Genomic DNA, 13,420 nt, shown 5'->3' with positions numbered 1-13,420 from the left:
GTGTAAGTTTTTAAGAGCGCATGGTGGATGCCTTGGCATCAGGAACCGATGAAGGACGTAGTAATCTGCGATAAGCCTCGGGGAGCCGATAAACGGGCTGTGATCCGAGGGTTTCCGAATGGGGGAACCCCGCACCAGTTATGTGGTGTGACCCGTATCTGAATACATAGGGTACGTGGAGGGAACGTGGGGAAGTGAAACATCTCAGTACCCACAGGAAGAGAAAACAACAGTGATTCCGTGAGTAGTGGCGAGCGAAAGCGGATCAGGCTAAACCATGGTTGTGTGATACCTGTCAGGGGTTGCAGTCATGGGGTTGTGGGATGGTGTCGTTACCGTGTCTGACAGTGCGGTGGCGTGATGGTGTGCGTGTAGTCGAATCAGTGGTGAGTGCTGAACCGTAGAGGGTGGGAGTCCCGTAGGCGAAATGCGTAACACGGCGTTTGATGTTATTCCCAAGTAGCACGGGGCTCGAGGAATCTCGTGTGAATCTGCCAGGACCACCTGGTAAGCCTAAATATTCCCTGATGACCGATAGCGGACTAGTACCGTGAGGGAAAGGTGAAAAGTACCCCGGGAGGGGAGTGAAATAGTACCTGAAACCATGCGCTTACAATCCGTCAGGGCCGGCCCGTGGGCTGGTGATGGCGTGCCTTTTGAAGAATGAGCCTGCGAGTTAGTGCTCGGTGGCGAGGTTAACCCGTGTGGGGAAGCCGTAGCGAAAGCGAGTCCGAAGAGGGCGTTTGAGTCGCTGGGTCTAGACCCGAAGCGGAGTGATCTACCCATGGCCAGGTTGAAGCGACGGTAAGACGTCGTGGAGGACCGAACCCACTTCAGTTGAAAATGGAGGGGATGAGCTGTGGGTAGGGGTGAAAGGCCAATCAAACTCCGTGATAGCTGGTTCTCCCCGAAATGCATTTAGGTGCAGCGTTGCGTGTTTCTTGCCGGAGGTAGAGCTACTGGATGGCTGATGGGCCTCACCAGGTTACTGACGTCAGCCAAACTCCGAATGCCGGTAAGTGTAAGCGTGGCAGTGAGACTGCGGGGGATAAGCTTCGTAGTCGAGAGGGAAACAGCCCAGATCACCAGCTAAGGTCCCTAAGCGTGTGCTAAGTGGAAAAGGATGTGGAGTTGCTGTGACAACCAGGAGGTTGGCTTAGAAGCAGCCACCCTTTAAAGAGTGCGTAATAGCTCACTGGTCAAGTGATTCCGCGCCGACAATGTAGCGGGGCTCAAGCACACCACCGAAGCTGTGGCAATCGCACATTTTCCTAGCTTCACCTTTCGGGGTGTTGTTCAGGGGTGTGATTGGGTAGGGGAGCGTCGTGTCACCAGTGAAGTCCCGGTGTGAACCAGGGGTGGAGGTGACACGAGTGAGAATGCAGGCATGAGTAGCGAATGACGGGTGAGAAACCCGTCCGCCGAATAACCAAGGGTTCCAGGGTCAAGCTAATCTTCCCTGGGTAAGTCGGGACCTAAGGCGAGGCCGACAGGCGTAGTCGATGGACATCCGGTTGATATTCCGGAACCGGCGAAAGACCGCCCATATCGAATCAAGGGATGCTAACCACCCGAACCGCCGTGACTGATCCCTTCGGGGTGATGCGTGTGTGGGGAGCGTGGGACCCGATCTTGTAGTAGGTAAGCGATGGAGTGACGCAGGAAGGTAGCCTCCGCGGGGCGATGGTTGTCCCCGTCCAAGCGTGCGAGCCGACTGGTAGGTAAATCCGCTGGTCATGAGGCTGAGGCGTGATGGTGACCACGTAATGTGGGAAGTAGGGTGATCCTATGCTGCCGAGAAAAACTTCTAGCGAGGTCTGAGCCGCCCGTACCCCAAACCGACTCAGGTGGTTAGGTAGAGAATACTAAGGCGATCGAGTGAATCATGGTTAAGGAATTCGGCAAAATGCCCCCGTAACTTCGGGAGAAGGGGGGCCCACTGCCCTGAAGAGACTTGCTCTCTAGGGGTGGGGGCCGCAGAGACCAGGGAGAAGCGACTGTTTACTAAAAACACAGGTCCGTGCGAAGAAGTAATTCGATGTATACGGACTGACGCCTGCCCGGTGCTGGAACGTTAAGGGGACCGGTTAACACTTTCGGGTGTGAAGCTGAGAACTTAAGCGCCAGTAAACGGCGGTGGTAACTATAACCATCCTAAGGTAGCGAAATTCCTTGTCGGGTAAGTTCCGACCTGCACGAATGGCGTAACGACTTCTCCACTGTCTCAACCATGAACTCGGCGAAATTGCATTACGAGTAAAGATGCTCGTTACGCGCAGCAGGACGGAAAGACCCCGGGACCTTTACTACAGCTTGGTATTGGTGTTCGGTGCGGCTTGTGTAGGATAGGTGGGAGACTGTGAAGCGCACGCGCCAGCGTGTGTGGAGTCATTGTTGAAATACCACTCTGGTCGTTCTGGGCTCCTAACTTCGGACCATGATCTGGTTCAGGGACAGTGCCTGGTGGGTAGTTTAACTGGGGCGGTTGCCTCCCAAAGGGTAACGGAGGCGCCCAAAGGTTCCCTCAGCCTGGTTGGTAATCAGGTTTCGAGTGTAAGTGCACAAGGGAGCTTGACTGTGAGACAGACATGTCGAGCAGAGACGAAAGTCGGGACTAGTGACCCGACGGTGGCTTGTGGAAGCGCCGTCGCTCAACGGATAAAAGGTACCCCGGGGATAACAGGCTGATCTTGCCCAAGAGCTCATATCGACGGCATGGTTTGGCACCTCGATGTCGGCTCGTCGCATCCTGGGGCTGGAGTAGGTCCCAAGGGTTGGGCTGTTCGCCCATTAAAGCGGTACGCGAGCTGGGTTTAGAACGTCGTGAGACAGTTCGGTCCCTATCCGCTGCGCGCGTAGGAAACTTGAGAAGACCTGTCCCTAGTACGAGAGGACCGGGATGGACGAACCACTGGTGTGTCAGTTGTACTGCCAAGTGCACCGCTGATTAGCTACGTTCGGAAGTGATAACCGCTGAAAGCATCTAAGCGGGAAGCACGCTTCAAGATGAGGTTTCCAACAGGTTTTAACCTGGTGAGGCTCCCAGCTAGACTACTGGGTTGATAGGCCGGATGTGGAAGCACAGTAATGTGTGGAGCTGACCGGTACTAATAAGCCGATAACTTACCTCACAACTTTTTCTTAGACTTGCAAGGATACGCGTCCACTATACGATTCTGAAACAACACCCACACAGTGACAGCACAACCCCCGCTCCTTTGGGTGGGTTTGTGAAGTGAATATGTGTGACCTTGTTTCACAGGGTTACGGCGGTTATAGCGAAGTGGGAAACGCCCGGTAACATCCCGAACCCGGAAGCTAAGCCCTTCAGCGCCGATGGTACTGCACTCGGTAGGGTGTGGGAGAGTAGGACACCGCCGAACAATCATTAAGAAAGTAGCCCCGCCTGTGTCAGGCGGGGCTACTTTTATGTCTCTTTGGGTAGAATTCAGCGCGCGTGGCCAATCCGCCCGCAATGGTGTGCTGGGAGTATGAGTGAGCGGCGACAGGATCCGGATGCCGAAGCTGCTGCGTGGCTCCTTCAACCCGTACGGCGGGCCGGCCGTGCGTCAGCGTGCCGACGTCCCGTGGCGTGAGTCGGTCGCGCGGTGGATCGGTCGCGCGTACATGTTCGCCGCGATCGTCTCGCTGATCAGTGTCGCCCTGCACAACAACATCGTCGTCTCGATCATCGAGGACGTGCTCGGGCTGGTGAACATCCCGGCCGAGCCGAGCCTCTTCATCGTCTCGCTGCTCTTCGTGCTGGCCGGGGCAGTGCGACGTCGGTTGCGGTTCGGGCACGCGGTGGTCGTCGGCCTGATGTTCTTGAGCGTGTTGAGCAGCCTCGTGCTGTTGCTCGGCTCGATCTTCCGGCAGGACTGGCTACAGGACTCCCGGCTTTCCGGATTCGACCGTGACTATCACTCGTTCGTCACGAGTGTTCCGATCACCGCGATCTCGTTCGTGGTCGGTGTCATCGTCCTGGTGGTCGTCGCCGCGAGTCGCAGCAGATTCCCGGCCCGGCTGGCCGCGGGCAGTCGGATTGCCGCTGCTGCGGTCCTGGTCATCGGGCTGATCATCTCCTTCCTCGTGACGTTCGCGGTGTCCTCGACAGCCGACAACACGCTGCGCGGCACCCGAGAGATCGCCCGATTCGCGGCACGGTCGACGTTCGGTTTGACCTCGGACGAGTCCACGCCCGGGCTGAACGGCCACGTCGGCCACACCTGGGTCTACGGCCTGGCCGGAATCATGTCGACGATCGCGCTGTTGCTGGCGAGCCTGATCTTTGTCCGCTCCGGACGAGGCCGGCAGTTCCAGTCCGCGGACGAGGAGCTGGCGATTCGCCGGCTGCTGCTCCTCCATGGCGAGAACGACTCGCTCGGCTACTTCGCGACCCGACGCGACAAGAGCGTTGTGTTCTCTCCGGACGGCCAGGCAGCGGTGACCTACCGCAACGAGGGCAGCGTGAGTGTCGCGAGTGCGGACCCGGTCGGTCGTGCGGCATCGTGGCAGCCCGCCATACAGGCGTGGTTGGAGCAGTGTCGTGAGCACGGGCTCTACCCGGCGGTGCTGTCCAGCTCCGAGCACGGCTCGCACGAGTATGTCGAAGCCGGCCTCAAGGCCTTCGCACTCGGCGACGAGGCGATCATCGACGTGGAGACCTTTTCGCTGCGCGGCCGTTCGATGCGGCCGGTGCGCCAGGCCGTCACCCGCGTGCGCCGCGCCGGTTACACGACCCGCGTGCGCCGCCATGCCGAGCTCTCGGCCGACGAGTTGGAGCGGATCGGCGTCCTGGCCGAAGAATGGCGGGGCGAGGAGACCGAGCGCGGGTTCTCCATGGCGCTCAACCGGCTGGGCGATCCGGCCGACGGCCGCTGCGTGATCATCACGGCGCACGACGCCGAGGGTGCGATCCGTGGGTTCCTGTCGTTCGTGCCCTGGGGTGTGCGTGGTGCGTCGCTCGATCTGATGCGCCGTGACCGGGATGCCGAGAACGGCTTGAACGAGTACCTCGTGTCCGAGCTCATCGAGGCGGCGCCGGAGCACGGCATACGACGAATCTCGTTGAACTTCGCGGTGTTCCGTGAAGTGTTCAGCAGCGCCGACCAGGTGGGTGCCGGGCCGATCACCCGGTTGAACGACGCAGCACTGTCGTTCGCGTCGCGGTTCTTCCAGCTCGAGACGCTCTATCGGTCCAACGACAAGTACAAGCCGACCTGGGTGCCCCGACTGCTTTGCTACGACCCCGCGCTGACCGTGCCACGTGCCGGGTTGGCGATGGGCATCGCGGAGGGCTTCGTGCCGATGATCGGCCCACGTGTGCTGACCGGCCCGCGCCCCTCCGACGTGCAGCCGCCGCGGCCCGAGCCGTGGTTCGTCGACCGGGTCCGGGAGCAGGAGGCAGCGTTGCTGCTGCCGGCGCCTCCGGCGGTGCGGTTGTCCGAGCAGCAGCGGGTACGCCGCGACAAGCTCGAGGTGCTCGACGAGATGGGCGTCAACGCCTACCCGGCAGCAGTTGCTCGCACCGAGCGTGCGGGGGTCGTCGCGCAGCGGTACGCCGACCTTGCTGCGGACCACGTCACCGACCACATCGTGTCCATCGCGGGTCGCGTTCGCGCGCTGCGCGATCTCGGCGGAGTGTCGTTCGCCGTCATACAGGACGAGGAGGAGACGCTGCAGGTGATGGTCACCGCGGCCGATTCGCCCGACAGCGCACGGTGCCTGTGGCGCCGGGCCGTGGACCTGGGCGATCTGGTGAGCGTGACCGGTCCGGTGGCGACATCCCGCACCGGAGAGCTGTCGGTGCTGATGCAGTCGTGGCAGATGGCTGCCAAATGCTTGCGTCCCGTGCCGGGACTCGGCGTCCTGCACCCCGAGGACACGCGGGTGCGAAACCGGTCGCTGGAACTCATCGTCGACCAACGCGCGCGGGAGCTGCTGGTGCAGCGGTCCGCCGCGGTGCGCGCCATGCGGGACACCTTCCAGGACCGCGGCTTCCTCGAGGTCGAGACACCGATGCTGCAGCCGGTGCACGGTGGCGCGGCCGCGCGTCCGTTCGCCACACACATCAACGCCTACAACATGGAGCTCTTCCTGCGCATCGCTCCCGAGCTCTACCTGAAACGCCTGGCTGTCGGCGGGATGCAGCGGATCTTCGAGATCGGCCGGAACTTCCGCAACGAGGGCGCCGATGCGACGCACAATCCGGAGTTCACCTCGTTGGAGGCGTATGCCGCGTACGGCGATTACGTGCTCATGCGAGAGCTGACCCGTGAGGTGTTGTTGAACGTCGCGACCGCGGTGCACGGTAAGCCGATCGCGTTGCGGCCCAACAATTCTGGTGGGTATGACGAAGTCGATCTGACCCAGCCGTGGCCGGTGATCACCGTCCACGAGGCCGTGTCACGTGCGGCGGGCACGCGTCTGACCTCGGTGTCGGCGCGGGACGAGGTGTCGCAGGTGTGCCGGGACCACGGCATACCGGTCCGGGGCGATCAGTCGGCCGGCGCGCTGGTGATGGAGCTGTACGAAGCACTCGTTGAGAAGCAGACGACCTTCCCCACCTTCTACTGCGACTTCCCGGTCGAGGTGTCCCCGCTCGCACGTCGGCATCGCGACGACGACCGGTTGACCGAGCAATGGGACCTCGTTGCGTTCGGAGCCGAATTGGGCACGGCATACAGCGAATTGACCGATCCGGTCGATCAGCGGCAGCGCTTCACCCAGCAGTCGTTGGCCGCCGCGGGCGGTGATGTCGAAGCGATGCAGCTCGATGAGGCGTTCCTCGCGGGGCTGGAGCTCGCCATGCCGCCGACCGGCGGTCTCGGCCTCGGCGTGGATCGCGTGGTCATGATGCTGACGGGTCAGAGCATCAAGGCGACGCTCGCGTTCCCCTTCGTGCGGCCGCAGGCCTGATCGTCAGCCGGTCGCTGTCGCGCGCAAGCCGGCGATGATGGTGTCGATGCCGAGCCGGTAGTAGTGGTCGGCATCGAGCGGCTCGGTCAGTGCGCCGGCCGCTTCGCGGACCCGCGGAAAATCGTTCTCCGACAATGTGTTCAGCGAACTGTGCAGGGCGGTGAGCTCGGCTGCCGGCTTGGTCGGATCGGCCGGTGGCACCGGTTCGTAGTCCACGAGGGTCACCACGGCCTGCACTGCCTGCTGGGCCAGCAACACCGAGTCCTGCACACCGATCCCGGCGGAGCGGCTGCTGTCCAGCAGCACCTCGAGGGCGGTGAGGTAGTGCGGCAGGGGAACGAGCCGCTCGATCAGCAGTCTGCCCATCCACGGGTGTGCGCGGAGGAGGTCGACAAGGGTGACGAGGACCGCTCGATAGCGTGCGTCCCACGCGGCCGCCGCGTCATCACTGAACCTGGCCTCCGAGGTGATCTGCTCCGCCATACCGTCCAGCAGTGCGTCGCGATCGGCGAAATGCCAGTAGAGCGCCATCGGCGTGACACCCAATTCCTTCGCGAGCCGCCGCATCGACACCGCCGGGAGTCCGTCGGCATCGGCAATGGTGACGCCGGCGGTGACGATGGCGGTCGGTGTGAGAGACGGGCGGGTAGATCGATCGGCCTTCACAACCGGAACTGTACGCCGTATAGTCACCTCATGACTTATACGGTGTATAGGAAACGAGGGCTGCTGGTGGTGCAGTGGGTGACGGCGCTGGGCTTCGTGGGTGCGGCGGTGCAGAAGTTCGTGGCAGCCCCGTCAGTGATGGGGACCTTCCACGCGATGGGTTGGGGAGCGCCACCACGCATCGCGCTGGGGGTCGTCGAGGTCGTGGGTGCGGTCGCACTGCTCGTGCCGATCCTGGCGGGTGTGGCTGCCTGCGGATTCGTCGCACTGACCACGTGCGCGACCGTCGCGCAGGTGAGCACGGGGGAGAGCGTCATGCCGCCGCTGGTCATGCTGGCGCTCTCGGCACTGATCGGGTGGGCGCGCCGGGACTCCATTGCCGACCTGCGGCGGAGGTTGGCGATGCGACTGAACGTGGGTGTCTCGTGAACTTCTTCTGTTTCCACCGCGATCGGGCCGGATCCGCTGCGTTGCGCGACGAGTTGCGGGAGGAGCACTGGTCCTACATGGACGGCTTCGCCGACCAGCTCATCGCCCGCGGACCGACCTTCGACGCCGACGGATCGGTGACCGGGAGCGTGCACATCGTGCGAGTGGCCGACCCCGCGGAGGCGCGCGCGTTCGCCTTCGACGAGCCGTACTACCAGGCCGGAGTCTTCCGCGACGTTCTACTGCGGCGTTGGGAGAACCTGTTGGGTCGCACCATGTGGCAGTTCCCCAATCCGCAGCCGGACGCCCATCGGTACCTGGTACTCGGCCTCGCCGGGCAGCGGGTGGGGCAACCGTCCGACCCCACCTCCGTCATCGCTTGTGGACCGCTGCTCTCCGACGACAGAAGTCGATCACTCGGTGCTGCTGCCCTGGTCCAGTTGCGGACTCCGCAGGAGGCGTCGACGGTCCTGACCGGCAGCGCGGGGGTCGCGCACGAAGTACGTCGCTGGGACTTCGGCGGACGTCCCGAGTGACGGATCAGCCGATCTCCGGCTGGCTCGACCAGGGGAAATCGATCCATTGATCCGTGCGCTTCCAGACGTATTCGCACTTCACGATCGACCGTGACTTCTCGTAGATGACGGCGGATCGGGTCTCCTTGACGTGGCCCTCGCAGAACTTGCGGACCAGGTCGAGCGTGCCACCGGTGTCGGCGACGTCATCGATGATCAGCACCGTGGCGCCCGACAGGTCGACCGGCTGTGGCACCGGCGGCAGCATCACCGGCATCGGCAGTCGCTCGTCGACGCCGGTGTAGAACTCGACATTGAGCACGTGCACGTTCTTCATGCCGAGCGCATAGCTGATCGCGCCGGCCGGAATGAGGCCGCCGCGGGCGATCGAAATGATCAGATCCGGTCGATAGCCGCTGTCGTGGATGGTCTGCGCCAGCTCGCGGCTCGCGCTGCCGAACAGGTCCCAGGTGAGTACCTCGCGGTCTTGTGTCATGGGGCCATTCAACTCCAGGAGCTCGCCCGAGGTGTTGTTAGGTTTGCTCCATGAGAACTCCTGGGCCGGTGTCGGCATGACGACGCCCGGGCCGAAGACCGACGGCGACATTCCGGTCTACCTGGAATCATTGGGAATTCCGGGACTCGCCGATATCCACGTGCACTTCCTTCCGGAGCCGATGCTGGAGAAGGTCTGGGGCTACTTCGACGCAGCCGTGCAGAACTACGGCGCGTCGTGGCCGATCACCTACCGCTTCGACGAGGCGACCCGACTGGCCGTGTTGCGCGGCTTCGGGGTGCGCGCGATTCCGGCCCTCACCTATCCGCACAAGCCCGGTATGGCGCGCTGGCTCAACGAGTGGAATGCCGAGTTCGCCGCCCGAGTGCCGGATGCGGTCCACTGCGGCACGCTCTACCCCGAACCCGACACCGGGGAGTATGTCGGCGCGGACCTCGCGGCTGGAGCGCGGCTCTTCAAGATGCACGTGCAGGTCGGTGAGTACGCACCGGACGATCCACAACTCGACGGGGCCTGGGAGCAGCTCGCCGACGCGGAGGTGCCGGTCGTCATACATGCTGGATCTGCGCCACTGGCAGGTGAATTCACCGGGTCGGAGCGCATCGCGCGGGTCCTGTCGAAGCATCCTGCGCTGACCCTGGTGATCGCGCACGCGGGTATGCCGGAGTACCACGAGTTCGCCGATCTGGTGGAGCGGCATGACCATGTGCACCTGGACACCACGATGGTGGGTACGGACTTCACCGATCGATTCGCGCCGCTGCCCGACGGGTATGCCGCCCGGTTGGCCGATCTCGGGGATCGGGTGGTGCTGGGATCCGACTTCCCGAACATCCCTTATCCGTATGCGCACCAACTGGAAGCATTGGCACGACTCGACCTCGGCGACGACTGGATGCGAAAGGTGCTGTGGGACAACGGCACCCGACTGCTCAACGGTTGAGCAACTGAGTGATGAGTTCCTCACGGTCGGTCACCGGGGCCTGACACACGAAGCCGTGACACACGTACGCAGCTGAACGCCCGCCGACCAGGGGCCGGTCGGCCAGCAGCGGTGACGTCGGCGCGTCCGGCGCGCCGCGCACAATCACCCCGCCGACCGAAGGCGTGGCCCACGCGGCGCGGGCGAGCCCACGGGCCGCTCGGTCGGCTCCGACGACCGCAACTTGCACCGGGCCGGCCAGCGTGGCTTCGCCCACCGCGAGTGCCCAACCGGCGAATCTTGGTGCCTGCGTGGCGATTTCACTCATTGCGGCGATGGCCTGCTCGGCGCGGCTCCGAGTTGCTGCATCACCGGTCAGGGCGCTGTGTGCGAGCAGTGCGCCGGCCAGGCTGGCAGTGCCCGACGGCTCCGCGTTGTCGCCCGCGCCACGAGGGGTGAAGAACAACTGCTCGCCGTCGGAGGCCGTGTCGCGGAAACTTCCGGACGGTCCGTCGAAGACACCCCGCGCGGTCTCAAGAAGCTGGCCGGCGACAGACAAGTAGCGTTCTTCACCCGTTGCCTGGTGCAGGACGAGCAGCGCCTCCGCGAAGTTTCCGTAGTCGTCGGCGACGCCGGCCGCGGTGCCCACTCGGCCGCCCAGCGACGTGCGCCGCAGCCGGCCGTCGACCAGGTGCGCGGTGAGCAGAAACTCCGCGGAAGCTGTTGCGGCGTCGAGCCATTCGGGCTGCTGCAGAATCAGCGCCGCTTCGGCGAGTGCACTGATCGCCAGGCCGTTCCACGAGGTCACGACCTTCGCGTCGCGATCCGGTTGGGCGCGCCGGGCGCGTTGGTCCGCCAGCTTGGTGCGGATCACGTCCCATCGCGCCGGGTCCTCCGGATCCCGTGGCAACCGCAGCGTGGACGTGCCGTGCTCGAACGTCCCCTCGTGGCTGACGCCGAGCAGGTCGGCAGCCCAGGCGGCGTCGTCATCGCCCAGCGCGGCGCGCAGGTCGTCGGTCGACCAGACGTATGTCGTCCCCTCCACTCCTTCGGTGTCGGCGTCGAGTGCACTGGCGAAGCCGCCTTCCGCAGTGCCGAGGTCGCGCACGATGAATTCCGCTGTCTCCGAGACGATCCGGGTGATCAGCGGGGACGGGACGAGACGCCACAGGTGGGCGTAGACGCGCAGCAGTTGAGCGTTGTCGTAGAGCATCTTCTCGAAGTGCGGCACGGTCCATGTCGCGTCGACGCTGTAGCGGGCGAAACCGCCGGCGAGCTGGTCGTAGATGCCGCCGCGCGCCATGGCTTCGCAGGTGTGCTCGGCCATGGCGAGGGCATCGGCGTCGCCGGTGCGAACATGGTGGCGCAGTAGGAACTCCAACACCATCGACGGCGGGAACTTCGGCGCGTTGCCGAAGCCCCCGTGCTGGACGTCATACGACTGTCGGAGGGTGGTGGCGGCGGCGGCGGTCACCTCGGCGGTGAGTGCGCTGGGTGCGCCGCGGGTGGCAGCGGCGGACAGCTGGGTCGCGATGTTGTCACCGGAGCCCCTGACCTGATCGGGCTGCGTCTCCCAGGCGTGTTTGGCGGCCGAAAGCAGTTGCAGGAACTGCGGTTTCGGCAGATATGTGCCAGCGAAGAACGGCTTGCCGTCGGGGGTGAGCAGGCAGGTCATCGGCCAGCCGCCGTTGCCGGTCATCGCGGTGGTGGCCGTCATGTAGGCGGCGTCGATGTCGGGCCGCTCCTCGCGGTCCACCTTGATCGCGACGAAGGACTCGTTGATCGCTGCGGCGACCTCGGCATCCTCGAACGACTCGTGCGCCATGACATGGCACCAGTGACAGGCGGCATACCCGACGGACAGCAGGATCGGGCGATCCTGCGCGGCAGCCTCCTGCAGTGCATCAGGGCCCCACTCGCGCCAGTCCACCGGGTTGTCGGCGTGCTGGCGAAGGTACGGGCTGAGGGAGTCGGCGAGTCGGTTGGCCATGGCTCCAGCCTGTCACCCGGCGGTGCGCGCGGCCGCCAGCCCCTCGGACTGTCCGGAGCGGCGCAGGGACTCGGCGACGAAACCACTGGCGAGCAGTTCGTCCAACAGGTCGTCGAGCCAGGCCGTGGTCTGCGGGTGGACGCCCGGTTTCGTGGCCATCGCCTGGCGGATCTGCATGAACGGTTGATCGATCAGGCGGAGTCCGGGGTGGTTCTCGACATACGCGGTGACGGGTTCACGGATGCCTGCCGCGACGTCGAGGTCCTGCTCGGCGAAGACGGTGGTGCCGTCGGTGCCGCGAACGATGGTGGCGTGCTCGAGTGTGCGCGTCAGGAACAGGTCGTATGCCGAGCCCTCTTTCACGCCGATCCGGACACCGTCGGTGTCGACGTCGGTGGGTGAACGGCGGGTCGAGTTCTCGGGCACGGCATACACACCGTCGATGAGGACGTAGGGCTCGGTGAAGGTGACCTCTCGCGCTCTGGCGGGCTCGATCGCGAGGAAGGCGATGGTCGCCGGGCCGGAGGCGAGTGCGGCGAAGGACTTGCGCGCGGCGTCGAAGCATACGAAGTCGAGGTCGGCGTCCAACCTGGCGGCGACCTCGCGCGCGAGATCGACGGTGATGCCGCTCGGAGCTGCGGCGGTCCCCTGGGCGAGCACCGGATTGCCCAGATTGATCGACGCCGTGACGCGGCCGTCGGGAGCCAGGTCGGCGCGTGCCTGAGCGGTCGAATTCGTCATGGGTCGATCGTAGGGAGCCGTGAGCCGCATCGGCTACGCGGTGTGGCCAATCTGCTGACAGCAGCGAAAGCTGGCTGTTCACAGGTGGTTTCGGCGAAGGTCGAGTCATGTCCGAGGAACAGCCCAGACCACCACACCCACTCAGCCGGCAGATCGCCGAACATCTTCTGGACGAGCGCATCATCGTGCTCGACACCGCGTTGGACGACGAGATCGGCACCCGACTCATGTCCCAGCTCTATCTGCTGTCGGCGGCCGACCCTCGTGCCGACATCAGCTTCTGGATCAACTCGCCCGGCGGTTCCGTGCCGGCGATGCTCGCGATCATGGACGTGATGCGTGCCATCCCCAACGACGTGTCGACGCTGGCACTCGGATTGGCCTGCAGCGCAGGGCAATTCCTCTTGACGGCGGGGGAGAAGGGCAAGCGCTACGCCCTGCCGCACTCGAAGATCCTGATGCACCAGGGCAGCGCCGGCTTCGGCGGCACCGCGGTCGACATCGAGCTGCAGGCCGACGATCTGCGTCAGACACGGGACACCGTGCTCGGCATCACGGCGGAGCTGACCGGTCAGCCGTTGCCGCGAGTGTTCGAGGACTCGCTGCGTGACCGGTGGTACACGGCGGAACAAGCCGTCGCCTATGGATTCGTCGACCGGGTCATCGACGACCTGAGCCGTATCAAACCGGGCAAAAACCCTGTGGGACTTGGAGTTTGACAT

Annotated in this window: 9 protein-coding genes and 2 rRNA genes; 7 read left to right on the top strand and 4 right to left on the bottom strand. The window is 64.1% G+C overall.

Annotated features, from left to right (window positions below; translation table 11 throughout):
- From ACZ50J_RS17570 to lysX, 3 genes are all read left to right on the top strand, one after another.
- Window positions 1–3,131, top strand: a 23S ribosomal RNA gene (locus tag ACZ50J_RS17570).
- Window positions 3,132–3,265: 134 nt separating this feature from the next.
- A 5S ribosomal RNA gene (gene rrf, locus ACZ50J_RS17565) occupies window positions 3,266–3,383 on the top strand.
- A gap of 112 nt (window positions 3,384–3,495) precedes the next feature.
- Window positions 3,496–6,918 carry a bifunctional lysylphosphatidylglycerol synthetase/lysine--tRNA ligase LysX gene (lysX, locus tag ACZ50J_RS17560; RefSeq protein ID WP_464298447.1) on the top strand — a complete coding sequence of 1,141 codons (3,423 nt, stop codon included), beginning with the start codon at window positions 3,496–3,498 and terminating at the stop codon, window positions 6,916–6,918.
- A gap of 3 nt (window positions 6,919–6,921) precedes the next feature.
- Here lysX and ACZ50J_RS17555 read toward each other — a convergent pair whose 3' ends face one another.
- Complete coding sequence (locus ACZ50J_RS17555) at window positions 6,922–7,584, bottom strand: TetR/AcrR family transcriptional regulator (RefSeq protein WP_464298446.1); 663 nt, start codon at window positions 7,582–7,584, stop codon at window positions 6,922–6,924.
- 30 nt (window positions 7,585–7,614) lie between these two features.
- Here ACZ50J_RS17555 and ACZ50J_RS17550 point away from each other — a divergent pair, with 30 nt between their 5' ends.
- Complete coding sequence (locus tag ACZ50J_RS17550; RefSeq protein ID WP_464298445.1) at window positions 7,615–8,013, top strand: DoxX family protein; 399 nt, start codon at window positions 7,615–7,617, stop codon at window positions 8,011–8,013.
- Window positions 8,010–8,549, top strand: coding sequence for a YciI family protein (locus tag ACZ50J_RS17545; protein ID WP_464298444.1), 540 nt, complete (start codon window positions 8,010–8,012; stop codon window positions 8,547–8,549). Before ACZ50J_RS17550 ends, ACZ50J_RS17545 begins: the two co-directional genes overlap by 4 nt.
- A gap of 4 nt (window positions 8,550–8,553) precedes the next feature.
- Here the strand turns inward: ACZ50J_RS17545 and ACZ50J_RS17540 are convergent, their stop codons facing one another.
- Complete coding sequence (locus ACZ50J_RS17540) at window positions 8,554–9,024, bottom strand: phosphoribosyltransferase (protein ID WP_464298443.1); 471 nt, start codon at window positions 9,022–9,024, stop codon at window positions 8,554–8,556.
- Between the two features lie 43 nt (window positions 9,025–9,067).
- Between ACZ50J_RS17540 and ACZ50J_RS17535 the strand changes: the two genes are divergently transcribed.
- Window positions 9,068–9,988 carry an amidohydrolase family protein gene (locus ACZ50J_RS17535; protein ID WP_464298442.1) on the top strand — a complete coding sequence of 307 codons (921 nt, stop codon included), beginning with the start codon at window positions 9,068–9,070 and terminating at the stop codon, window positions 9,986–9,988.
- Here the strand turns inward: ACZ50J_RS17535 and ACZ50J_RS17530 are convergent.
- Entirely contained in the window at window positions 9,978–11,957 is a 1,980-nt protein-coding gene (locus ACZ50J_RS17530; protein ID WP_464298441.1) for a thioredoxin domain-containing protein, read from the bottom strand. The two genes, ACZ50J_RS17535 and ACZ50J_RS17530, sit on opposite strands and share 11 nt — an antisense overlap.
- Before the next feature lie 12 nt (window positions 11,958–11,969).
- Complete coding sequence (locus ACZ50J_RS17525; protein ID WP_464298440.1) at window positions 11,970–12,698, bottom strand: transporter substrate-binding domain-containing protein; 729 nt, start codon at window positions 12,696–12,698, stop codon at window positions 11,970–11,972.
- Between the two features lie 107 nt (window positions 12,699–12,805).
- On the opposite strand from ACZ50J_RS17525, the gene ACZ50J_RS17520 reads away from it, so the two are divergent.
- Window positions 12,806–13,417, top strand: a complete 612-nt coding sequence (locus ACZ50J_RS17520; protein ID WP_464298439.1) for a ClpP family protease — start codon at window positions 12,806–12,808, stop codon at window positions 13,415–13,417.
- The last annotated feature ends 3 nt before the right edge of the window (window positions 13,418–13,420 follow it).

This window comes from Flexivirga sp. G2 (assembly GCF_055397625.1).
Note: the sequence above shows the minus strand (reverse complement) of the source record. Positions and strands in the feature narration are given on the sequence as shown.